We start from the raw sequence: 22,149 nt of genomic DNA on the forward strand, positions 1-22,149 counted from the left end.
TACAACGGCAAACTTTAATTGCCTGGGGCAAAAAACTGCCACTTTGCAGGTTATTTAAAAACTTAATAAGAGTAGAGCAAACTTTAGGCCAACTTTTATAGCTTCACGTAAGAATACTATATTGAGGATACACAATGAGAAAGGCTCTAAATAGAGCCTTTATAGTAGATAAGTTTGAGAGTGGGTTTGCAAAGCATAAACTGGCACAGTTTATGCTTTATTTTTTATGTTCTTGCAAATGTTAGAACACTATCGGATTTTAAGCGCCTCCGCTTTATAATCCTTCAATAGCGCCTTTGTTAATACCCCATTAGACAAAGGCGCTTTTCTTTATAGTCAATTTCTTGACTTCTCTTTTAAAGGTCTAGGTATTAACCTAGCAGACTTAATGCTGCCTGTGGACGCTGATTCGCTTGGCTTAAGATTGTTTGGCTTGCTTGTTGTAAGATCTGCATCTTAGTTAAGTTAGCTGTTTCGGTTGCAAAATCAGTATCTTTGATACGTGATTTTGCAGCACTTAAGTTCTCAGAAACGTTAGACTGGTTACGTATTGTTGATTGAAAACGGTTTTGTACTGCACCTAACTCTGCACGCTTTTTATCAACAACCGCTATCAATGCATCCATTCCTGCTAGTACTTGCTGTGCACCAGCTTGTGTAGACACCGAGATGCCTGTTTCCGTAAAAATTGTAGCAAATGTGCCTGAAGCATCATATGCGCTATCCACTGCTGAGATGGCCGATTGTTGCGCGGTTGCGATAAAGCTAACTGATGCTGCACCATGAAGTGCTTTACCTGAAACAGTTGAGGCAGCTCCTGCGATACCAGATAATGTGAAGCCACCATTTGCTGTTAATGAATTACCGGCAGCAGTCCCACCAACTTCTTCCATACTGAAGCCAATTGTTTGCGCTGCATCAGCACCGACTTGAAAGCTTGCTTTATAAGTACCATCTAATAAGTTCTGGCCACCAAAAGTAGTATCCGAAGCTACACGGTTTACTTCAGACATCAGCGAACGAATTTCTTCTTGAATCGCTAACCGATCTTCATCTGTATTTGAACCATTTGATGCCTGTTGTGAAAGGGTACGAACACGTTGAAACATTGATGTAACTTCATCTAATGCGCCTTCAGCGGTTTGTGCTAATGAAATAGCATCATTCGCATTACGGTTACCTTGATTCAAACCGTTAATTTGTGATGTTAAACGGTCAGAAATTTGTAAACCAGCAGCATCATCAGCTGCGCTATTAATACGAAAACCTGATGATAAACGTTGGAACGATGTATCCAATGCATTACCTGAATTCATTAATTGTCTTTGTGCGTTTAATGAACTAACATTTGTATTTACATATAAAGCCATGATTATCTCTCCCGAAGTAAACTTATCATTTACTCTCAAACTTACTTAGATTAAGCAGTGGTTGTTATTTACAACGCTTTGCTTGGTTAATTAAGTTATCGGTCTAGTCGAAAAATCCTTTAGCTTTTTTTTTATTTTATTTATATTTTTTATAAAGTCATGTAATTTAAAGAATTTATAGTCATTAAATTAATTGTTTTTATTACAAAAATAAAAAGTATTATCCAAGTCTTTTTTGTCAGGGAGATATTAAGCTGTAAAATAATAAGGAGATAATCTTAAAAGGCATGGCAAACTCAGGAGTGAGGTAACATATTGCCTTACTCCTTTACTTACTTATAAGTAATCGAATAGTGATAGGTTAGCCAAACGGCCAAAAGTTGCCTGAGATGCTTGAAGGGCAGTTTCTTGCTTAGTTAGTTCGGTAATCGCTTCTGCCATATCTAACTCAACTAAATCGGCACGTGCCGCTTTATTGTTTATATCCAAATCGGCATTTGACTGGGAAATTTTATCTGCAGCATTAATGCGCCCACCTAGGCCTGCTTGCGTTAACGATACTTTATTTCTCCCATTATCTAATTGCACTAGACCATCGGCAAGTGCCTGCTCAAAAGCGTCTTGATCTAGGCTTGTATCTTTTAAATCTGCAATCAAATTGCTCATAGTATTAAGTACGTTCTCATTTTGAGGTGCCCCAAGAGTGAAATCCACTTGCCCCGTAGCTACAGGTGAAATACTTATTTCGAGCCCGTTAAATTTAATAAGCCCATCAGATAAGTCACCACTGGCTAAAACATTCCCTCCTTGTTCAACTGTGTAAGTTCCAGGGGAGCCTGCTGTTGTTATCACATTATAGGTATTATTAGCACCTGAAGGATCATATTCAGCACTATGAAAGCTATCAAATTGCCCTTGTTCCTTAACGTATACCTTAGAATCGAGTACTCCACCCGATACTACACCATCATTTGAGCTTACATTTAACCTAGCTTGTACTTTTTCAAAAACATCAAATCCATTATCACTTGATTTTATATCGATACCTTCGGCTATTTTTATTTTATGCAGTCCTTGGTCTCCAGCATATTCATACTTCTGGTTCGCGCTGTTATAACTATAAGCAGGTGTATTATCTTGATATCCAGAAAAAAGGTATTTACCATCTTCTGTTTTAGCATTCATTAAATCGAGTACTGTCGATTGTATAGATTTTAGTTCTTCTGCGATTCCTTCACGATCAATATCGGAATAAGCTCCATTACCTGCTTGAATTGTTAATGTATGCGCTCGCTCTAATGAGCTTTTTATATTATCCAGTACGGTTTCTTCATTAGTTAAGCGACTAGAAAGCATAGTAATGTTCTTTTCATACTGCTCGTTTGCTTGTATTTTATCTGAATAAAGCGACGCTTGAGACATCGCTGATGGATCATCTGAGGTTGATAAAATTCGCTTCTGTGTATTAACTTGCTCTTGAGCTCTGCTCACACCTTGTTGATTTTCTAATATTTTATTTATGTTGTTTTGGTACATTAAATTATTTGATAAACGCATAATTACCTCGCCGCATTTAATAAGGTGTCAAAAATTTCTTGAGCTGCTGCTAAAACTTGTGCTGATGCTGAATATGATTGTTGAAAACGCAGTAAATTTGCGGCCTCTTCATCAAGATTTACTCCAGATAACGACTCGTACCATGCCTCAGATTGCTGTGCTAGAGCGTCAAATGCAGCGCCACTTGTGATTGCTTGACCAGTTACAACACCTACATCGCTCACTAATCCTGAATAAGCTTGGTTGAACGTTTTATGGTTGTCGGCCGTTGCTGTTGTTTCTACATTTAAACGGACTAACTCACCATTTTGTAAATCTGCTAATTTTAAACCATTACGGTTATCGTCAAAGCCGCCTTCGTTAAACTCAAGTGTAAAGGTGTCGCCTGTTGCTGGTGTACCTTCTATATCAAAGTCAAAACCATATGAATCATAAGGGGCACCAAGACCTGCTAAAACGTTTTTACCTGGGGGCGCTATAGTTACTGCCACATCAGTGCCACTACCATCGCTAATTAAATAATCATTGGTACCTGTAGCTTTAACAATTTTAATATCACCATTAGCAAGTACTGGTGGATTAACTGGTATAGGCGGTGTAGTGAGAGGTGTTTCTAAAGTAAATCCACCTGAAATAACGCTACTAACTGTACCCACTGAAATAGTTGCAGTACCTGTATTATCTATACTGTTAGATGTACGGATAGGTGAAGCTAATGCTAAATCTTCGCCGCGCCCTGTTGCAAGCGTGATGCTAGAAGCCGAGTCGGAATTAAGTTTAATTTGAAACTGATCTCCCACGTTACCTGTTTTGGTTGTATCTATATTTAATTGTAGTCCGAAGGAGTCTTTTACCGTTGCTAACACTTCTGATGTTGTAGCTGTTGCCGCTTGATAAGGGACTGCATTTCGAATATCGTCTGCATTTATGATCCCATCAGCTGGGATATCTGCAACTGATGGATCACCTAGCGGCTCGCCTTTATTATCTACTGGTTGAATAGAAACCGATGTTGCACTGGTATAAATAATAATAAAGTCACTAGCAGGAAGTTCACTACCTTTACCTGGCTCTACCGTTGCAGTCATACCAGCAGTGCCCGTGTTAGCTTGATACGCATAAGCGCCAACGGTAGGAATATTAAAAATATTACCACCTAGCTGACCTGTTGCATCCATACCCAATTTGTTTTGTTCGTTAAATGCATCAGCTATCGCTAAGCCCATTTGGCCAATTTGGTTTTGCGCAGGGACTAATATGTCATCTCTAAAAGCAAGTAAGCCGCCAATTTTGCCTTTAAGCTTACTTACATCAACTTCAAGCGGCACAGCTTTGCCACCATTAACGTCAAGCGTGAATTCTTTAAAATTAGGATCGGGATCGCCCGTCATCGAAAATAAGTTAAATGCGCCATTTTGCATAACAACTGCTTCGCCTGTGCCCATAAAAACGAGTTTTTCGCCATTTGGACCATCAAGCGTTTCTATGTCTATTAGCTCTGATAAGTCGCGTATTGCTTTATCGCGTTCGTTATAGGTAGAGCTGGCATCTGCGGCGTTATTAGTGCCATTAACTGCTGCAATATTTTGATTTAGCGTGCTAATACTTTGAATGAGTGAGTTTGCTTCATCTGAAAATATTTCGAGTTGCTCGTTTACTATACTTTTTTGATCAAGCACGATGCCCGAAAGCCTATCCATTTGATCAATTAAGCTTTGCGCATCTGTCATCACTAATGAGCGAGCAACAGTAGACGAGGGCTGATTTAGCGCTTCTTGCACGTTATTAAATAAAGAGTTAATACCAGTCGAAAGATTATTCGACTCTTCAGAAAAAATAGTATCAACTCGATTAGCCTCAGTAATAAACTGATCGAAAAACGATTTATTAGAGGTGTCACGATTTAGCTGTGACTGAGCAAACTCATTTAGTAATCGGTATGTTTCGCCTCGCCCTACTTGGTTGTCAACCATAGTAGTAAACTCTGTACGCTCACGCACATAGCCTTCTGTATTAACATTGGCGATATTTTTACTTGTCGTTTGCAGTAGCTCCGAGCTTGCTCTAACCCCAGAACTGGCAATGTTTAATAAATTAAACGACATGTTACTCTACTCCTTGGCGGATCACGTTTGCCGCAATGTCTTTTAGCTGACTGCTATTGAGCACTTGTTTTATTTTGTTGGCATAATTTGGATCGGTTGCATAACCTGCTTTTTGTAATGAATCTAAAAAGTCATTTGGTTTTGCTGTATTTTGTAATGCTTCTTTGTAGCGTGGGTTTTGCGTTAAAAAATCAACGAAGTCGTTCACGCTATCTTTAATTGAGTCGTAGGCTCTAAAGCTGGCTTGTTTTTTAACGGGTGTGCCTTGTTCAAACTCAAGCGTTACTTTGCTTGCTTTATCGCCTTCCCAGCTTTTATCTGACTTAATATTAAATAAGTTATTTGAGCTGCCACCGTCACTTTTATCAATAATGTGTTTACCCCAACCGGTTTCAAGTGCCGCTTGTGCAACCATTACTGCAGGGTTTAAACCAATTTTTTGCGCTGCAGTTTTAGCGTGTTCCCACACTGAACTTACAAACTCTTCTGCATTTTTAAATGTTGGGCTATCAGCTTTAGACTCTGCAGTATTAACTTTAGGCTCAGCAATATCGGCTTTAGTACTCTTAACTATAAGATCGGGTTGCTTATTTTTTTGCTCATGAGGAAGAGCGGAACCGACTTGCGTATCGCTAAAAATATCGTTGGTTGTTCTAAGCACCGAGCCTGGCATAAAGTTTTTAGACTCAGGCGATAACTGCTGAACAATTAAATCGGCAAGGCCTAACGAGCCATTTGATGAAAGCTCTGTTGAAAGTTGCTGATCGTGCATTTCTTCAAAAAACTTTACGCCACTTGAGTTAAATGGGCTGTCTTTGTCTTCAAATGCTTCGTTAGCTTTGCGCATTCCTTTGAGCAACATTTGCGTAAAAATAGCTTCAAATTGTGCGGCCGCTTTTTTGAGCGCAGCTTTAGAGGCATCAGTTGATGCATCGCCACTCGTTAAGGCTTCTTTACGAAGTGAATCTAAGTTGCCTAAATCAAAAAAGTTTTGTTTATCGAGGTGATTAGTTTCCATCGGCTTTTTGACACAAAATGAATAATGCAGTTAAAAATGCAAAAATTGAGCCACTACCGATAAAACAAGGAAGATAAAAATAATAAACTTAAGTTGCTGTAAATAAAAAGCCCTAATTTCAAAAATATAGGGCTTAAGTAATACGTTATTTATTGGCTTGCTTTTTTAAATAACAACCAACTGTCCGTTAATTGCGCCGGCTTCTTTTAGCGCTTCTAAAATAGCCATTAAGTCGCCAGGCGCTGCGCCAACTTCGTTAATTGCGCGAACTAAATCGTCAAGGCTTACACCTGGATTAAATACAAAGGCACGAGAGTCGTCTTGGTTTACATCAATAATACTTTGCTGCGTGACAACTGTATCACCGTTTGCTAGCGGATTTGGTTGTGACACGTTTTGTTGTTCTGCAATTGTTACTGTTAAGCCACCGTGAGTTATAGCCGCAGGCTGAAGCTTAACGTTTTTGCCAATGACAATTGTACCGGTGCGCGAGTTAACTATAATTTTAGCGGCCATGTCAGCTGGTTTAAATTCTAAGTTTTCGAGTGTTGATAAGTACGATACACGCTGGGATGCATCGCGTGGTGCTATAACACGAATAGAAACAGAATCTATTGCTTGTGCGCTATTTGGGCCAACTAAGTCATTAATTGTTTTTTCTAGGCGTTTTGCCGTTGTAAAGTCTGGGCGGTTTAAATTAAAAGTAATGTAATCGCCTTGCATAAATGGGCTTTCCACGGCGCGCTCAACTGTAGCGCCATTTGGTATACGGCCAACTGTAGGGGTGTTAATTACAACTCTACTGCCATCAAGGCCTTGTGCGCCTAAGCCACCGACAATTAAACTACCTTGTGCAATTGCATACACGTTACCATCTACACCTTTTAAAAAAGTTTGTAGTAAAGTACCGCCACGTAAACTGCCTGCACTACCAATAGAAGAAACCGTTATATCTATTGTTTGCCCGGGTTTTCTAAATGCGGGTAATTCAGCATGCACAGCAACAGCGGCAACATTTTTAATTTTAGGACTTTGAGTTGAAGGTAGCGTAATACCAAAGCTGTTCAACATGCCTCTAAAACTTTGTTGTGTGTATGAGTTTTGCTCGCCAGTGCCCGGTAAACCAACCACTAAGCCATAACCGACTAATTGGTTAGAGCGTACGCCTTCAACCATAGACACATCTTTTATGCGCTCAGCACTGGCAGTAAACTGCCAACCTAATAACACAACTAAACATAAAGCTTTAAGGCTATTCATGTTGTTACCCTCTAAAATGGAAACAGCGAACTGCTAAAGAAACGTGTAAGCCAACCAGGACTTTGCGCCTCTTGCGTTTGCCCTTTACCTGAGTATTGAATACGTGCATTAGCAATACGATTTGATTCAACCGTATTATCGGCGCTTACGTCTTGAGGGCGTACTAGCCCTTCTAAACGAATAAACTCTTCACCGGTATTAAGCGTTAGCCATTTTTCGCCGCGTATAACTAAATTACCGTTAGGTAAAACGCGCATTACATTAACCGAAATATCGCCCACTAAGCTGTTTGACTGGTTTGATTTTGAATCACCCGTAAACGACGAATCACTACCAATACCAAACTGGATACTATCGCCACCTATATTTACAGGTAGACCACCTAAGCCAATCACTGGGTCTAAGCTTGCGTCAGTTTCTTTGTCTGTTTCTGTTTTAGCGGCCTTTGTTGCTTGAGTAGACTCTTGCAATTTAACCGTAATTATATCGCCAGTACGTAGCGCTTTTTTATCAGAATATAAGTCGTTTGATGTATGAGTATTAAACAGTGAACCTGTGGCTACCAGCGGCTCTAAAATAGGCTCGGGGTACATAGGTGCGTAGTAAGGGTCGTCCTGCACTACCTCACTATTTTGCGTAGACATACAGCCACTTAAAAATAATGTGCCCGCTGCAAATAAAATAATATTACGCATAATTCCCCCTATTCTATTAAAGCTGTTGATTGATATAACTCATCATTTCGTCAACGGCCGAAATTACTTTTGAGTTCATTTCGTAAATACGCTGAGTTTCTATTAGATTTACCAGCTCTTCAGTCACATTTACGTTAGATGTTTCGAGTGAGCCTTGAATAATACTACCTAACCCTTCAACACCAGGATTACCTTGTACAGGTGCACCACTTACAGCGGTTTCGGTATAAAGGTTTTGGCCAATTGGCTCAAGACCCGATGGATTAATAAAGTCACTAATAGTCAGCTGACCAATGACAACGTTATCGGCTTGGCCTGCAACACGTACAGATACTTCGCCGTCTTGCGAAACCGTAATTGATTGCGCGTCATCTGGTACATTCATTTCTGGCTGAATAACGTAACCTGCGCCCGATGTCACAATTCGTCCATCGCCATCGGTAGTAAACTGACCATTGCGCGAGTAAGCAATATTGCCATCTGGTTGCAGTACTTCAAAAAAACCTTCGCCAGAAATCATCCAATCTAGTGAGTTTTCGGTGGTCAACATGTTGCCTTGCGTAAACTCTTTTTGGTTAGCTACAACTTTAGCACCCGCACCTAACATTAAGCCCGACGGCATTTCGGTATCTTGCGATGAACGACCACCTGGTTGATTAATATTTTGATAAAGTAAATCTTCAAATATAGCGCGGCTTTTTTTGTAACCTACGGTACTGGCATTCGCTAAATTATTTGAGATAACCGATATATCGGTTTGTTGAGCGTCTAGCCCCGTTTTACTGATCCACAATGCTGGATTCATAATCGTGTCCTCACTTTAAAGTTAAACTATGCGTAATAACTGATCTTGACGCTCGTCAATTTCTTCAGCTGTTTTCATTAATTTCACTTGTAATTCAAATTGGCGCTGGTGGCTTATCATGTCGACCATTTCGTGAACCGGATTCACATTCGACATTTCAAGCGAACCACTTAAAACTTTTACATTGGCAGAGGTATCTACTGTTACATTTGCTTTTGGTCTAAATAAACCGTCGTTACCTTTTTCGAGCTGTGAGCTATTTGCTTCAACAACTCTAAGCGTGTCGATTTCTTCTAAAAAGTTAGCAGGAGCGCCTTGTGGTCGAACTTGAATAGCGCCATCTTGGCTAAACCCTATTTTTTCGACTGGGACGGGTAAAATAACAGGTCCCCCTTCGCCAATAACTTGACGACCGTGGCTGGTTACGAGCATGCCTTGAGCAGTAATGTTTAACGTACCCACTTTTGTGTAAGCTTCATTACCGGAGGCATCTTGCACAGCAAGCCATGCGTTATCGCTCATTGCGATATCTAAGTCTCGCCCGGTTTGAACAATGCCACCCGATACCATGTTTGAACCCGGACGCTCTTGCATTGAAAATACACGTGTAGGCAAACCTTCGCCAAACGCTTGCATAGAACGCGCCTGGGCAAAGTCAGCTTTAAATCCTGTTGTATTTGCATTCGCCAAATTATTGGCTTTAAGCGCAAGCCCTTGTAGGCTTTGCTTAGCGCCGGAGGCCGCAATGTAGACCATTTTGTCCATAGTATCGACTCACATAAAAAATCTCTGAACTTACAAATGCAAAATAGGTGCCAGATTAAATTTGACGCAACACTGAGAGGTATTTAGAAGGGCTTACAAAGAGGACTTATAAAAAAGGCTGCAAAAATGCAGCCTAATATATTTAATGGGGTTTAGCTTATCGAATCTGCAAAATACTTTGCTGAATAGTTGAATTAACTTCAAGCGCACGTGAGTTTGCTTGGTAATTACGCTGTGCAGTAATTAAGTCTACAAGCTCGTTTGTAAGATTAGTATTTGATTGCTCAAGCGCTGATGAGTTAATTCCACCAAACGTACCCGAACCGGCTTCACCCGCTACAGGTTCACCTGAATCAATACTTTGCTTCCAGCTTGTATCACCCACTTGTGATAACCCTTGTGAGTTAGGAAAACGCACCATAGCCACTTGCCCTAGGAATGTTGAGTCACCGTTACTGTAAGAAGCGACAATTTTACCGTCTGTTCCTATATCAATTCCGGCTAAACGACCTACTGTTGAGCCATCTTGATCGAGTGCTTTTACTTCAAAACCACTTGAATACTGAGTTGGGATACGTCCAGCCGTGTTATTTTCATCGCGCCAGTTAAGCTCAATACCAGTACCTGGGAAAGTTGCACCATTGTCTAGTAATGTTGATAAACCAGCACCAGAACCCGCTGGTAGTAATATTTCATCAAAAGTAGTTGTATTTGTATTTGCCACACCACCTGTTGTTGATGGTAAACCACTTGAGTTAAAACCTAGGGTGGTCAGTGGTGTATAAGGTGTCGTTGTTTGTTCTCCACCAGTTGTGGCATCAACTACTTTGCCATCGAGTGTTGCGTATACTTCCCAACTGTTATCTGTACCACCTGCTGCGGCATCATCTTCTTTAGCAAAAAAGTATTGTAAAATATGTGGTTCACCTAGTGAATCATATACCGTTGTTGACGTAGATGAGTTATAAGTACCACTAGATGTAGGGTCAAAATCTAGACCTGTTGGATCCGCCGTTGCATCTAAGTTAAACGACAAAAATACATTTTCTGTTGCGCGAGGTGAACCAGACGAATCAGGGATTTGAATTGGATCAGTTGTGCTCAAACTTACCGACGTTGTATCACCTGTAGATGAATCAACTGGGAATGCTTGTAAAAAGTTACCTTTTGCGTCAACCATAAAGTTATCTTGGTTAAGCTTAAATGCACCCGCACGTGTATATGTTAAATCTTGCGAAGATAAATCGTCGGTCATCGCAAAATAACCTTCACCAGTGATTGCTAAATCAAGTGAGTTATTTGTAAATTGCAGTGAGCCTTGGTGAAACTGCTGCGCAACCATGGTTGTTTGCACACCGTCACCATTTTTAGTCTTACCAGAGCTAAACACTGATGAAGCGTAAACATCGGCAAACTCAGCGCGTGACTCTTTAAAACCTGTGGTATTAACGTTTGCAATATTATTTGCAGTTACGTCTAAATCTTTTTGTGCGGCAGCTAAGCCAGTTAATGCAATATTGAAGCTCATAATTCACCTCTAACCTGTTAATATTTAGCCTGCTGACAGGCGAAGTATAATTAAAATTTATTACGCGATTTCTGCGACGTCTGTCAACCTAACCGCACCTTCTTTAGTGTTAATAATAATGCCACTTGAGCCATTAATATTAACGCTTTCAATGTTCTTAAATGTAGCAATGGGTAAGCTTGAAAATTCACCGTCAGTACTTCCTTCGGCGGTTACTGAATATTCACCTTCAGGTAAACGCTCACCAGCTTCATTTTTGCCATCCCACGCAAAACGTACCGCACCTGCCGGCTGAGAACCCATATCAATAGTTCTTACTAGCTGACCTGATGCATCAGTAACTTTAATTTTTAAGTTATCAACGGCTTCTTCTGCCACTGCAGAGCCTCTGGCATCACCTGTTTCATTTAAATCCAGGGTGTTTGACTCTAGTAAAGCTTGTTTGCCTACAAGTGTAGATGCTTGCAGTGCTGAATTAGATGTCATTGAAGAGGCTAAAGATTCAAAATTAGTATTTAAATCTGTAATCCCTTGCGCCATCGTAAAGCTAGTCATTTGAGCAATCATTTGGTCATTATCCGCAGGGTTACTGGGATCCTGATACGATAATTGCTGAGTTAACAAAGAGAAAAAGTCTTCTTGTGTTAACGCATCACTCTCATTATCACTGGTAGCAACTTGTTGCTCTTGCCAGCGTATAGAGTCTAAATAGGATGAAGATGTACTAATATCGTTACTCATAACCTACCCTCGGTTACCGCTGCCCTAGCAACAGTGTTTTACTTAGCATTTGCTTAGCTGCATCAGCAACTTGCACGTTTGTTTGGTAAGAACGAGAGGCAGAAATCATATTTGCCATCTCCTCTACAACATTAACGTTGGGTTTATAGATATAGCCATTTTCATCCGCACTTGGATGGTTTGGGTTATATTCAATTTGTAATGGTGCATCGCTTTCAACAATGCCCAAAACTTTAACACCAACTGCGGAGCCCTGCTGGTTACTTACTGATGCTGAAGCCTTTGTCAGCTCAGCCGCAAATACAGGTTGGCGCGCTCGGTACGTTTTGTCTTGAGATGAACTAATGGTATTAGCATTAGAAATATTACTAGCTGTAGTATTTAAGCGAACGTTTTGTGCGCTCATACCCGAACCTGCAATATCAAAAACATTATATAAACTCATAATTTTTATCCTTGACTACCGAGAGCTTTATTCAGACCTTTGAATCTGCCGCTTAAAAATTGCAAGCTGGCCTGATACTCCATAGCATTCTGTGTATACAAGTTTCGTTCCACTTGTATATCAACCGAGTTACCATCTCCTGTATCTGATTGATTTGGTAAGCGAAATGATTCAGAATTACCCATACTATGAGTACCTCCACTAATGTGTTTATCGTTAGTTCTTACCATGGTATTGCCGCTTTGCTGGGTTGACCTTGCCGCTTTTAATGCCGAGGCAAAGTCTATATCTTTTGCTTTATAGCCAGGCGTATCAGCGTTAGCTATATTAGTTGCAATTAATTCTGCTCGCTGTGAACGGATCAACATGGCTTGCGGATGCACACCTAATGCTTTATCAAAACTGATAGCCATAACCTTCTCCAAAAAATTGACTTACCCATGAATAAAGCAAAAAATAAGCCATTTATAATAAGGAAAGTTATATTTTTATAAGGCCATGTATCTAAATAGAAAAACGACGCTGAGTGCGTCGTTTTAGGGAAAGGAATTAGCTTAATTATTTCTTTTGGTAAATAATACCGGGGTTGCATCTAACCATATCGAACTCAGTACTTAAGCCAGTCAAGGACTCTGACGCACCTAAAAACAAGTACCCTTTTGGATTTAACGCTTGTGCAAACTGATTAATAATTTTAGCTTTTATTTCAGGAGCAAAGTAAATAAGTACATTACGGCAAAAAATAATATCAAACTTGCCCATTAACGCGTACGAATCAAGCAAATTTAAATGCCTAAAACTAACTTGTTTTTTTATTGTATCGTTTACTTGTGCCATACCGTTGCCGCTATCTTTAAAAAACTTTTTACGACGTTCTGCCGATAAGCCTCTGGCAAGTGCAAGCGCGTCGTATTCTGCATTTTTACACATATCAAGCATGGTATTAGATATATCTGTACCAATAATTTGCGCTCCCATACGTAGCACGCCAGGTTGCTTAGCTTGAAACTCGGCAACCGACATAGCAATCGAGTAGGGTTCTTGCCCTGATGAGCTGGCAGCAGACCAAATTTTTAATGGTCTTCTTAACTCTTTAAACTCAGGGAATAATTTATTTTGAAGTAATTCAAATGGGTATTGATCTCTAAACCATAACGTTTCGTTTGTGGTCATTGCATCAACAACAGCGGCTCTTAATTGCCGCTCATGAAGGCCAAGTGTTTTACTTACTAATTGTGATAAAGATTCCACATTAAATCGAGCCATGAGTGGAGCAAGTCGACTTTTAACTAAGTATTGCTTGTTTTCACCTAAAACAATACCGCATTGCTGCTCTAAAAACGAACGAAACTGGTCGTATTCACTTTGCTGCAAATCTTTATTATTCAAATCAATAACACCTATTTTTATTGGTCACTATGGACCCATTTTTTAACCGCAGTTGCTAACTCATCAGGGTTAAATTTGGCGATAAAGTCGTCAGCACCTACTTTTTCTATCATTGCTTGGTTAAACACACCACTCAATGATGTATGTAAAATAACATGTAATGGTGCAAGCTTAGGATCTGCTTTTATTTCAGCTGTTAAGGTATAGCCGTCCATTTCTGGCATTTCAACGTCTGAGATGAGTAACGCTACCCGCTCAGTAATGTCATTTTTACAATCAAATTCTGCTATTTCTTTAAGCCTAATTAAAGCTTCTTTACCATTTTTAGCAAGCTCTGTTTGCACGCCTAACGGCTCTAGGGCACGTTTAACTTGGTTACGCGCAACAGCGGAGTCGTCTGCAATAAATACGATACGCTCGCCTAAGTCTTTTTGAATGTCGCCACTTTGTGCAACTTCAGCACTTACTTCTGTATTTACTGGGCAAATTTCATTAAGTATTTTTTCTACGTCTAAAATTTCTACTAATTCATTTTCGATTTCGGTCACGGCTGTTAAATATGAATAACGCCCGGCACCTGATGGTGGTGGCATTATTTTTTCCCAATTCATATTTACAATACGCTCAACCCCGCCCACTAAAAAGCCTTGAACCGAGCGGTTGTACTCAGCAATGATGATAAAACTGTCTTTAATATTTTCTATTGGGCGCCCGCCTACAGCCATCGACAGGTCGATTACTGAGATAGTTTGACCACGAATATGAGCAACACCACGAATATAAGCATTCGATTTTGGCATGCTTGTAAGTGGAGGACATTGCAATACTTCCCTCACTTTAAATACATTAATGCCAAAACGCTGACGCCCTCTGAGCTTAAATAAAAGTAATTCTAGGCGGTTCTGCCCAACCAACTGTGTGCGTTGGTTTACTGAGTCTAAAATGCCTGCCATTCAAATCTCCTAAAGAAAACAAATAATGCGGAACGATAATTGCTTTCTATTAATAAAGCTACATAACATCGCGGGAGCGTCTATTTTTTGACGCAAAATATTTATACCCTGTTTGAAACCATAAGCATAGTCGAAACATTATGAGTTTGTTAAAAAAAGTCAGAAGATACAGTGTTTTTTATTTTGTTGCTAGCCTCTGCTTTGCATTACCTTTGCAGGCCAAAGTATTTAGCAAAGATTTATTACAAGAGATGGCTGTTGCTTATATAGCTGAGCAGATTGGTACATTAAAAAATAATAATATGCAATTAAGTGCACTGCCTTTAGACAGTCGTATCCCTGATCGTATTTGTAATTCTGAGCTTGAATTATCAACATCTGATGAGCCACCATTTAACCGCCAAGTAACCTTACAAGCCAAGTGCAATGATGTGCAAACGTGGACTCAATACGTTCATGTAAGAGTTGTTGAAATGGCTCCAGTTGTTGTTGCCACTGCTAATTTAACTCGTGGTGAAGTAATAACTAAATCGCATTTAAGTATTGAAATGAAACCAACTCACTTTGTACGAATTCAGTACTTAGATGACCCTACAATGCTAATAGGCAGCAGAAGTAAACGAAATATTAGAAGTGGTATGCCAGTATTACTAAACCAAATTTGTATGGTGTGTAAAGGTGACTCTGTTAATATTTACGCTAATCTCAGAGGCCTTAGAATTAAAACCACAGGTATTGCTTTAGAAGACGGTACTTTGGGCGAACAGATACAAATAAAAAACAAAAAATCAGGTAAAGTTTTAAATGCGCGAGTAGATGGTGTAGAGTCTGTTCAAGTGAATATTTAATTTAGATTTATACTAAAGTATCCCACGTATATGCCGATAACATGGCATAAGTTGGGTAATATACGGGTTTATTATTATGGTTAATCAAGTTAATGGCAGTAATCAACAAGCTAATGCGCTTACAAATGCAAAGCAGCAACAAGTTGATTTAAAAAAAGATAATGCTAATACACAATCTGCTCAGGCTCCTTCGCCTAAAGCTGCTAGTGATTCTGTAAGTTTAACGCCGCAGGCACAGCAATTAAAAACGCTTCAAGATAAAGCGCAGCAATCGCCTGGCTTTGACAGCGATAAAGTTGCTGAGCTAAAAAAAGCAATAACTGAAGGTAAATACCAAGTGGATAGTGAAAAGCTTGCTAAAAACTTAGCTGATTTTGAGTTTAACGTGTATGGCTGATCATAATAGTTTAATTAGCGTAAAACTAAACCAACAAGTAAGTTGTTTAGACTCTTTGCATACGCTATTAAACGACGAGCTTACTGCTATTGCCTCACGACGTGGTGCTGGTTTAAAAGAAATTGCCCAACAAAAAATGTCTTTTTTAACTAAGTTAAGCACTCTTGATAAAGAGCTAAGTAAGCTAATTGCTAGTAACGACTCACAAAATCCTGAAATATCTGAGCTAATAAGCCAAGTTAAAACTCAACTTGCACAATGCCAAAAACAAAATAACGTTAATGCTCATGCTGCCCGCCAAGCGCAACTAAGTGTTAAACAATTAAAAGAGATATTAATTGGCGCACCAACGTCAATGACCTACGATCAAGCCGGTAAATCTGTAAATACCGAGAGTAAACTGGTTCGTAACTTAAAAGCTTAAGCCCCAAATTTTACATTAAAAAAGCCTTATTGACTTATCAATAAGGCTTTTTTAATGTCCTTTATTCTTAAATTTAGTTATAAATAATACCAATTCACTTAATTATGTAAGCCCCCCCTTAATAAATAATTAGGGGGGCTTTATTGGTATTAAATATCCGTTTGATTATTACTACTTTCAATTAAGTGTTTAATCATTTCCTCCGATTGATTTTGTACATCAACTGCAGGTGCTGCTGTATCAATGCTTCCCCGCTTTGGGCTGGGGTATAAGCAATTGCAGAGCCTTCGTCTTCAACCAGTGTATTTAGCGCTATAAGCTGCTCTGCATCTTCGTTAATGATTACATCATCAATATTAAGCGGCTCCGCCGAACTCATTTGCACCGTTTGCTCAGGCGTTGATAGACCACTCAAGTTACCTAAATCTATCGTTTCAGTGCTTAATATGTTGTTGCTTGAAAGCAGATAAAACCTTTGTTATTGAACGATCTAAAATAAGTGGCAATAAAATACATCTGTTGAGCACTACGCAATCTGCTTAAAATTAATCCTAACAACAGCATAGCACTCAATATAGGAGGATGAGGTATTTTGAATAACTTTTTTAGTAGTACGTTACTTTTTTAACTTCGCGTGGTTTTACTTCACCTATGTATAAATCGTGCACACGCTTCATATTAAGCTCAAGCTCGGTCACGTAAGTGTCATCTACTGCGTAAGTTTTAATTATTTGTGCACCTTTAATAAGCCCCTGCACTTTACTTTCTAAGTAATCGTCTTGAGCAATTGAGCCTTCCACCGTTGTTCCTGCGGTAATTTTTTGCCCATATACTTGCTCAGTAAGCTCCCGGTAAGCTTCAAGCTTAGAAGCCTTAATGGCCATAAGTTGCTTTTGCGACGCGTTAGCGCCTTTTTGCAAGCTAATAGGTGCATACCCTATCGCTTTTAAAACGGGGTAATTATTTGGCTCTACATATTTATATTCAACATGCTTATCAAAAACGCTGCTACAACCACCTAAGGTTAAACACCCAAGTGTAATAAGTAATGAAATTGCTCGCATAGCATTTAGCCCTTGTATAGTAATTAGCAGTACATATGCACGTTTAATGCCATTTATAGCATTACTAATAATTACCAAATAACATTGGTACAGTCCTTGCTCTACCTAGTTAATAGCTAACGTTTAATTGGAGTAAAAGTATGAAGTCGTTTTTATCATTGGCATTTGCAGGATTAAGTGCAACGGCATTATTAACGTTCTCCCCTTTTACTAAAGCACAGTGGTATGAATCAACGGGTCACGCGAACGTCCAAAATGGTGATACAAGCGCGGCTAAATCTGCCGCTATAAAAGATGCGATTACACAGGCGTTAGTATTCTCTGGCGCACGGGTTAGCTCTGTGCAAACGTTGGTAGATGGCGTGTTGATGCAAGATCAGCTAAAAATTAGCAGCCACGGAGAAATTCAAAAAATTGAACTGGTCAGCGAAAATAAATACGACAATAAATTTGCCGTTACATTACGGCTCGATATTTTTTCTCAAACAGAGCAATGCCCACAAAATAGTTTTAATAAGTTTGTGGCCGTTACACAAAGCCAACTTGTTCATCGTGAACACGCCAAAATGGGTCAAATATTTGACGTAAGCAAAGCTATTAGCAAAAATATTTTTACTTCCCTGCAAAAATCAAAAATGAGCGCAGTACCTATTGCTTACTATAATAATGCAATAAGCGTTGATAAGTACTTTTCGCAGCAGCACGACTATTCAAACGCTCAATTAGAAGAAATATCTTCGCGCAGTAACGCTCAATATGTTCTGCTTAGCCAAATAACCAGCCTTTCGACTAGCGACAAACTCAATAACGATTATGCATTTTGGCAAGACGAGGCGTATGAGCGCAGTTACAACATTGAGTTTGCACTGTTTGATGGCACTACCTATGAGCAACTTTGGCAAAATAGTTACCATACTCAAGCAATTTGGCCATTTGAAAAAACAACCATAGTTGACGTTAATAGTGATAGGTTTTGGCAATCGCCTTATGGGCAAAGCATAACCGATATCAACCAAGCAGTAAGTTATGACATTCAAGCAGCCATGGCGTGTTTGCCAACTCAAGGCAAAATAATGCACATGGAAAATAGCAAAATTGTTATTAATTTAGGTAAAGCTCATGGGTTAAAAAAAGGCCAGATGCTAAGCATTGCGCACCATAACTATTTAACCGACGCGGCAGGTAATGTTATGCCACACACCATCACCACGCTTAATAAAATTCGCGTTGAGCAGCTTTATCAGCAAACTGCAGTAGCTGTCAGTATTGATGACAAACCACTACCTGGCGTGCAAATTAACGATGTAGTAGAAATAATCAGCCAAGATCTTTAGTTAATTTAGCTTTTAAATTAGGGTGAGCCGATAACCACTTGCCCAATTGTTCTACACCCGATAAATGCGGATAATGCTTTCTGCATGCAAACACCACATTACGCTGCTGATTAGGGAATATAGGCAAGTAATCAATCCCTACACGGTCGGTACATGCCAGTTTTGGTACAAATGTAATACCGTCATCCATGGCCACTAACGCTAATAATGTTTCTAAACTATTACCTTTATACTGATTAGATATATCGACTCCCGCAGAAAAACAAAACTTTTGGGCTTGATCTTTAAAGCAATGACCATCACTTAACATTAGTAGGCTGCATCCTTGAAGGTCGTTCAACGCCACTTTTTTATGCTTAGAAAGCGCGTTATCTTGTGATACCGCCACTAAAAAATCTTCTTTGTATAAAGCAACCGTATGGTAATTAATAAGCTCTGGCACATCGGCTAAAATAGCAAAGTCGAGTTCGCCATTATTTAAAGCTTCTAAAATTGTTGCTGTTTGCATCTCAATAAACGAAAACTGACTATCAATAAATGCCGCTTTCATTGATGTTAATAACGCAGGCAACAAGTAAGGCGCAATGGTAGGAATAATACCAATAGTTAATTTACCTTGTAGAGGCTCATTAGAAGTAGCAGCAAGTTCTTTGAGTATTTGCGTTTGTTCTAAAATAATCTCTATTTGCGTCAACAAACGTTCACCTTTTGCTGTTAACGTAACTTGTTTAGTTGAGCGGTCAAATAAAGTAACGCCAAGCTCATGTTCGAGTTTTTTTACTTGGCCACTTAATGTAGGCTGACTTACAAAACATGCATTGGCAGCTTTGCGAAAGTGCTTGTATTGCGCTATTGCTTTTACATATTCAAAATCTTTTAAGTTCATATTCAGCTCCGCATGATAGTTTATAACTATCAGTTTAATACAAACAAACGATTGGAACTATATTTAATTGTTCGCCATAATGGCTATCAACAAATCAAGAGGAACAAAAAACTATGTTAAACAATATCGAAGGTCAAACAGTCCCAAGTGTTACATTTGCAACTCGTCAAAATAACGAATGGAAATCAGTAACAACAGATGAAATTTTTAAAGGTAAAACGGTTGTAGTGTTTTCACTACCTGGTGCATTCACACCAACATGTTCATCAACTCACTTACCACGTTACAACGAATTAGCAGGCGTACTTAAGCAAAACGGCGTTGACGAAATTGTATGTTTATCAGTAAACGATACCTTTGTAATGAACGCATGGGCTGAGCATCAAGAAGCGCAAAACATTACTTTATTACCAGACGGCAACGGCGAATTTACTGACGGCATGGGCATGTTAGTAGACAAAAACGACCTAGGCTTTGGTAAGCGCAGCTGGAGATACTCTATGCTTGTTAAAGATGGCGTGATTGACAAAATGTTCATCGAACCAGATTTACCAGGTGACCCGTTTGAAGTATCTGACGCAGACACAATGCTTGATTACATCAACCCTAAGCAAGCTAAACCAGAGCCAGTAACTGTATTTACTAAACCTGGTTGTCCGTTCTGTTCAAAAGCTAAAGCGCTTCTTACAGAAAAAGGCTTTGCATTTGAAGAAATTGTTATGGGCTCAGGCGCATCACTAACAAGCCTTAAAGCAGTATCTGGCCGTGAAACCGTTCCACAAGTATTTATTGGCGGTAAGCACATTGGTGGCTCAGATGATTTAGAAAAATACTTTGCTTAATTAATAATTTTGCTCAATTAGTAAATATAAATAGGGGCACTGGTTGCCCCTATTTTATAAGGAAAAAATAATGAAAGAATTGCAAACCGACGTTGTTGTTATTGGTGCGGGTACTGCGGGTTTAAGTGCTTATCGTAATGCTAAACAATTTACAAATAACGTACTTATGATCGAATCAGGCCCTTACGGCACTACCTGCGCACGAGTTGGTTGCATGCCGAGTAAATTATTAATTGCAGCTGCTGAAGCTGCGCACTCAATCACAATGGCACCTGCATTTGGTGTACACAGCTCTGCACCACGTATTAATGGTAAAGAAGTGATGGCACGCGTTAAAAGCGAACGCGACCGCTTTGCCGGATTTGTAGTAGAAGCTGTAGATGAATTACCAGATGGTGATAAAATTCGTGGTTACGCTAAATTTTTAGACACAAACCGCATACAAATAGACGACCACACAATTATTACAGCAAAACGCTTTGTAATTGCTACCGGTTCACGCCCTTCGTACCCTGGCGTATTTAATAACTTTGGCGACAAACTTATTATAAACGACGACGTATTTGATTGGGATGACCTACCAGAATCAGTCGCTGTATTTGGCCCTGGTGTAATAGGTCTTGAAATTGGCCAAGCACTTAGCCGACTAGGCGTAAATGTAAAACTATTTGGTGTAGGCGGCGCAATTGGCCCACTTACAGATCCAGTAGTAAAAGACTACGCAAACACTGTTTTTGCCGAAGAATTTTTTGTTGATACCGACTCAAACGTATCCGACATGATGCAAGTAAACAGCAAAGCGCAGCTTACTTACACCGACAAACAAGGTGAAAAACACACCGAACAGTTTGACTACGTACTTGCAGCCACAGGCCGAGTACCTAACGTAGATAAACTAGGCCTTGAAAACACAGGCATTGAACTTGATGAACGCGGCGTACCGCACGCAGACACACATACAATGCAGTGTGGTGAGTCGAACATATTTATAGCAGGCGATGCAAGTAACATGCTACCACTGTTACACGAAGCATCTGACCAAGGTGCTATTGCAGGTCAAAATGCAGGGCGCTTCCCAGATGTACGTATAGGTCTGCGCAGAGCAAAAATTGCAGCTGTATTTAGCGACCCACAAATAGCAATGGTAGGCGAAAGCTACAAGCAAATTACTGACCGATTAGGCCCATGCGGTTGTTTTGAAGTAGGCGAAGTAAGCTTTGAAAACCAAGGCCGTAGCCGAGTAATGCTTAAAAACAAAGGTCATATGCGTGTATATGCAGAGCAAGGCACAGGCTTATTTTTAGGTGCAGAATTTATTGGCCCACAAGCCGAACACATCGCTCACTTATTAGCTTGGGCTGTACAAAACAAAATGACCGTACCAGAAATGCTTGATATGCCATTTTACCACCCAGTAATTGAAGAAGGGTTACGCACCGCTCTTCGCGACTTAAACGCCAAACTTAAATTTGGCCCAGACATTGTAAATTCATGTATGGAATGTGGCCCAGGCGCATAACCTATTTACCACACATACAAACTTGCTAAGTAAAAGCCAAAACTAACGTTTTGGCTTTTTTTTATAATTTTTTTAAGCTTACCTCTCAAAAAAAAATTTAGTTGTTACACTTAATTGTTAATCGAATCAAAAAAGATAAAAACATCACCTAGTTCTAGCGCAATTTTCTTAACGTTAGATAGACTCTCTATATAAGCAGATTTG

The 22,149-nt window shown here is 39.6% G+C and carries 23 protein-coding genes; 6 read left to right on the forward strand and 17 right to left on the reverse strand.

Annotated elements, in window-relative coordinates:
* Nucleotides 1-371: 371 nt before the first annotated feature.
* The 14 genes from GQR47_RS03295 to GQR47_RS03360 all read right to left on the reverse strand — a co-directional run bounded on the left by GQR47_RS03295 (nt 372) and on the right by GQR47_RS03360 (nt 14,631).
* Complete coding sequence (locus GQR47_RS03295) at nt 372-1,370, reverse strand: flagellin (protein WP_165723546.1); 999 nt, start codon at nt 1,368-1,370, stop codon at nt 372-374.
* Between the two features lie 336 nt (nt 1,371-1,706).
* Nucleotides 1,707-2,927 carry a flagellar hook-associated protein FlgL gene (flgL, locus tag GQR47_RS03300; protein WP_165723547.1) on the reverse strand — a complete coding sequence of 407 codons (1,221 nt, stop codon included), beginning with the start codon at nt 2,925-2,927 and terminating at the stop codon, nt 1,707-1,709.
* A gap of 2 nt (nt 2,928-2,929) precedes the next feature.
* Nucleotides 2,930-5,032: a flagellar hook-associated protein FlgK gene (flgK, locus tag GQR47_RS03305; protein ID WP_165723548.1), complete on the reverse strand. Its 2,103-nt coding sequence runs from the start codon at nt 5,030-5,032 to the stop codon at nt 2,930-2,932.
* A gap of 1 nt (nt 5,033) precedes the next feature.
* Nucleotides 5,034-6,050 (reverse strand): flagellar assembly peptidoglycan hydrolase FlgJ, encoded by a 1,017-nt coding sequence (gene flgJ, locus GQR47_RS03310; protein WP_165723549.1) that lies wholly within the window; start codon nt 6,048-6,050, stop codon nt 5,034-5,036.
* Between the two features lie 165 nt (nt 6,051-6,215).
* Nucleotides 6,216-7,310, reverse strand: a complete 1,095-nt coding sequence (locus tag GQR47_RS03315; RefSeq protein ID WP_039484677.1) for a flagellar basal body P-ring protein FlgI — start codon at nt 7,308-7,310, stop codon at nt 6,216-6,218.
* Nucleotides 7,311-7,321: 11 nt separating this feature from the next.
* Nucleotides 7,322-8,005: a flagellar basal body L-ring protein FlgH gene (flgH, locus tag GQR47_RS03320; protein ID WP_002959418.1), complete on the reverse strand. Its 684-nt coding sequence runs from the start codon at nt 8,003-8,005 to the stop codon at nt 7,322-7,324.
* 16 nt (nt 8,006-8,021) lie between these two features.
* Complete coding sequence (gene flgG / locus GQR47_RS03325) at nt 8,022-8,810, reverse strand: flagellar basal-body rod protein FlgG (protein WP_002959420.1); 789 nt, start codon at nt 8,808-8,810, stop codon at nt 8,022-8,024.
* Between the two features lie 21 nt (nt 8,811-8,831).
* Complete coding sequence (locus tag GQR47_RS03330; RefSeq protein WP_024589964.1) at nt 8,832-9,575, reverse strand: flagellar basal body rod protein FlgF; 744 nt, start codon at nt 9,573-9,575, stop codon at nt 8,832-8,834.
* Between the two features lie 157 nt (nt 9,576-9,732).
* Complete coding sequence (gene flgE, locus GQR47_RS03335; RefSeq protein ID WP_165723550.1) at nt 9,733-11,103, reverse strand: flagellar hook protein FlgE; 1,371 nt, start codon at nt 11,101-11,103, stop codon at nt 9,733-9,735.
* A 60-nt stretch (nt 11,104-11,163) separates the two neighbouring features.
* Complete coding sequence (locus tag GQR47_RS03340) at nt 11,164-11,844, reverse strand: flagellar hook assembly protein FlgD (protein ID WP_002959427.1); 681 nt, start codon at nt 11,842-11,844, stop codon at nt 11,164-11,166.
* Nucleotides 11,845-11,857: 13 nt separating this feature from the next.
* A complete protein-coding gene (flgC, locus tag GQR47_RS03345; RefSeq protein ID WP_002959429.1) occupies nt 11,858-12,289 on the reverse strand; it encodes a flagellar basal body rod protein FlgC in 432 nt (143 codons plus the stop codon).
* 5 nt (nt 12,290-12,294) lie between these two features.
* Nucleotides 12,295-12,702 (reverse strand): flagellar basal body rod protein FlgB, encoded by a 408-nt coding sequence (gene flgB, locus GQR47_RS03350; RefSeq protein ID WP_165723551.1) that lies wholly within the window; start codon nt 12,700-12,702, stop codon nt 12,295-12,297.
* A gap of 145 nt (nt 12,703-12,847) precedes the next feature.
* Complete coding sequence (locus GQR47_RS03355) at nt 12,848-13,678, reverse strand: protein-glutamate O-methyltransferase CheR (RefSeq protein WP_010553245.1); 831 nt, start codon at nt 13,676-13,678, stop codon at nt 12,848-12,850.
* Between the two features lie 17 nt (nt 13,679-13,695).
* The gene (locus tag GQR47_RS03360) at nt 13,696-14,631 is read right to left on the reverse strand and encodes a chemotaxis protein CheV (protein ID WP_165723552.1); all 936 of its coding nucleotides are present in this window, start codon (nt 14,629-14,631) and stop codon (nt 13,696-13,698) included.
* A 140-nt stretch (nt 14,632-14,771) separates the two neighbouring features.
* Between GQR47_RS03360 and flgA the strand changes: the two genes are divergently transcribed.
* From flgA to GQR47_RS03375, 3 genes are all read left to right on the forward strand, one after another.
* Nucleotides 14,772-15,479 carry a flagellar basal body P-ring formation chaperone FlgA gene (flgA, locus tag GQR47_RS03365; RefSeq protein WP_165723553.1) on the forward strand — a complete coding sequence of 236 codons (708 nt, stop codon included), beginning with the start codon at nt 14,772-14,774 and terminating at the stop codon, nt 15,477-15,479.
* Between the two features lie 76 nt (nt 15,480-15,555).
* A complete protein-coding gene (gene flgM / locus GQR47_RS03370; protein WP_165723554.1) occupies nt 15,556-15,876 on the forward strand; it encodes a flagellar biosynthesis anti-sigma factor FlgM in 321 nt (106 codons plus the stop codon).
* The gene (locus GQR47_RS03375; RefSeq protein ID WP_024595784.1) at nt 15,869-16,300 is read left to right on the forward strand and encodes a flagellar protein FlgN; all 432 of its coding nucleotides are present in this window, start codon (nt 15,869-15,871) and stop codon (nt 16,298-16,300) included. The genes flgM and GQR47_RS03375 overlap by 8 nt, the downstream gene beginning before the upstream one ends.
* A 193-nt stretch (nt 16,301-16,493) precedes the next feature.
* On the opposite strand, the gene GQR47_RS03380 is transcribed toward GQR47_RS03375, so the two are convergent.
* Nucleotides 16,494-16,715 carry a hypothetical protein gene (locus GQR47_RS03380; protein ID WP_165723555.1) on the reverse strand — a complete coding sequence of 74 codons (222 nt, stop codon included), beginning with the start codon at nt 16,713-16,715 and terminating at the stop codon, nt 16,494-16,496.
* A gap of 190 nt (nt 16,716-16,905) precedes the next feature.
* Nucleotides 16,906-17,364: an LPP20 family lipoprotein gene (locus GQR47_RS03385; protein ID WP_008168853.1), complete on the reverse strand. Its 459-nt coding sequence runs from the start codon at nt 17,362-17,364 to the stop codon at nt 16,906-16,908.
* A gap of 140 nt (nt 17,365-17,504) precedes the next feature.
* Here GQR47_RS03385 and GQR47_RS03390 point away from each other — a divergent pair, with 140 nt between their 5' ends.
* Nucleotides 17,505-18,698: a flagellar assembly protein FlgT gene (locus GQR47_RS03390; RefSeq protein WP_024595782.1), complete on the forward strand. Its 1,194-nt coding sequence runs from the start codon at nt 17,505-17,507 to the stop codon at nt 18,696-18,698.
* Here the strand turns inward: GQR47_RS03390 and GQR47_RS03395 are convergent.
* A complete protein-coding gene (locus tag GQR47_RS03395; protein ID WP_024595781.1) occupies nt 18,682-19,584 on the reverse strand; it encodes a LysR substrate-binding domain-containing protein in 903 nt (300 codons plus the stop codon). The two genes, GQR47_RS03390 and GQR47_RS03395, sit on opposite strands and share 17 nt — an antisense overlap.
* Before the next feature lie 113 nt (nt 19,585-19,697).
* On the opposite strand from GQR47_RS03395, the gene GQR47_RS03400 reads away from it, so the two are divergent.
* Together GQR47_RS03400 and GQR47_RS03405 are read left to right on the forward strand one after the other, a co-directional pair.
* The gene (locus tag GQR47_RS03400; protein ID WP_024603642.1) at nt 19,698-20,426 is read left to right on the forward strand and encodes a glutathione peroxidase; all 729 of its coding nucleotides are present in this window, start codon (nt 19,698-19,700) and stop codon (nt 20,424-20,426) included.
* Nucleotides 20,427-20,496: 70 nt separating this feature from the next.
* The gene (locus GQR47_RS03405; RefSeq protein WP_024595779.1) at nt 20,497-21,945 is read left to right on the forward strand and encodes a dihydrolipoyl dehydrogenase; all 1,449 of its coding nucleotides are present in this window, start codon (nt 20,497-20,499) and stop codon (nt 21,943-21,945) included.
* Nucleotides 21,946-22,149: the final 204 nt, after the last annotated feature.

The sequence above is a fragment of the Pseudoalteromonas sp. Z1A2 genome, assembly GCF_011378755.1.
Lineage (GTDB): Bacteria > Pseudomonadota > Gammaproteobacteria > Enterobacterales > Alteromonadaceae > Pseudoalteromonas > Pseudoalteromonas distincta.

Bases quoted from the DNA above. Each gene is read 5' to 3' on its own strand.
- flgA (WP_165723553.1), top strand. From the start codon at position 14,772: ATGAGTTTGTTAAAAAAAGTCAGAAGATACAGTGTTTTTTATTTTGTT.
- GQR47_RS03330 (WP_024589964.1), bottom strand. From the start codon at position 9,575: ATGGACAAAATGGTCTACATTGCGGCCTCCGGCGCTAAGCAAAGCCTA.
- GQR47_RS03375 (WP_024595784.1), top strand. From the start codon at position 15,869: ATGGCTGATCATAATAGTTTAATTAGCGTAAAACTAAACCAACAAGTA.
- flgH (WP_002959418.1), bottom strand. From the start codon at position 8,005: ATGCGTAATATTATTTTATTTGCAGCGGGCACATTATTTTTAAGTGGC.
- GQR47_RS03400 (WP_024603642.1), top strand. From the start codon at position 19,698: ATGTTAAACAATATCGAAGGTCAAACAGTCCCAAGTGTTACATTTGCA.
- GQR47_RS03385 (WP_008168853.1), bottom strand. From the start codon at position 17,364: ATGCGAGCAATTTCATTACTTATTACACTTGGGTGTTTAACCTTAGGT.
- flgL (WP_165723547.1), bottom strand. From the start codon at position 2,927: ATGCGTTTATCAAATAATTTAATGTACCAAAACAACATAAATAAAATA.
- flgB (WP_165723551.1), bottom strand. From the start codon at position 12,702: ATGGCTATCAGTTTTGATAAAGCATTAGGTGTGCATCCGCAAGCCATG.
- GQR47_RS03390 (WP_024595782.1), top strand. From the start codon at position 17,505: ATGAAGTCGTTTTTATCATTGGCATTTGCAGGATTAAGTGCAACGGCA.
- flgM (WP_165723554.1), top strand. From the start codon at position 15,556: ATGGTTAATCAAGTTAATGGCAGTAATCAACAAGCTAATGCGCTTACA.
- GQR47_RS03360 (WP_165723552.1), bottom strand. From the start codon at position 14,631: ATGGCAGGCATTTTAGACTCAGTAAACCAACGCACACAGTTGGTTGGG.
- flgC (WP_002959429.1), bottom strand. From the start codon at position 12,289: ATGAGTTTATATAATGTTTTTGATATTGCAGGTTCGGGTATGAGCGCA.
- flgK (WP_165723548.1), bottom strand. From the start codon at position 5,032: ATGTCGTTTAATTTATTAAACATTGCCAGTTCTGGGGTTAGAGCAAGC.
- flgJ (WP_165723549.1), bottom strand. From the start codon at position 6,050: ATGGAAACTAATCACCTCGATAAACAAAACTTTTTTGATTTAGGCAAC.
- GQR47_RS03295 (WP_165723546.1), bottom strand. From the start codon at position 1,370: ATGGCTTTATATGTAAATACAAATGTTAGTTCATTAAACGCACAAAGA.
- GQR47_RS03340 (WP_002959427.1), bottom strand. From the start codon at position 11,844: ATGAGTAACGATATTAGTACATCTTCATCCTATTTAGACTCTATACGC.
- GQR47_RS03315 (WP_039484677.1), bottom strand. From the start codon at position 7,310: ATGAATAGCCTTAAAGCTTTATGTTTAGTTGTGTTATTAGGTTGGCAG.
- flgE (WP_165723550.1), bottom strand. From the start codon at position 11,103: ATGAGCTTCAATATTGCATTAACTGGCTTAGCTGCCGCACAAAAAGAT.
- flgG (WP_002959420.1), bottom strand. From the start codon at position 8,810: ATGAATCCAGCATTGTGGATCAGTAAAACGGGGCTAGACGCTCAACAA.
- GQR47_RS03405 (WP_024595779.1), top strand. From the start codon at position 20,497: ATGAAAGAATTGCAAACCGACGTTGTTGTTATTGGTGCGGGTACTGCG.
- GQR47_RS03395 (WP_024595781.1), bottom strand. From the start codon at position 19,584: ATGAACTTAAAAGATTTTGAATATGTAAAAGCAATAGCGCAATACAAG.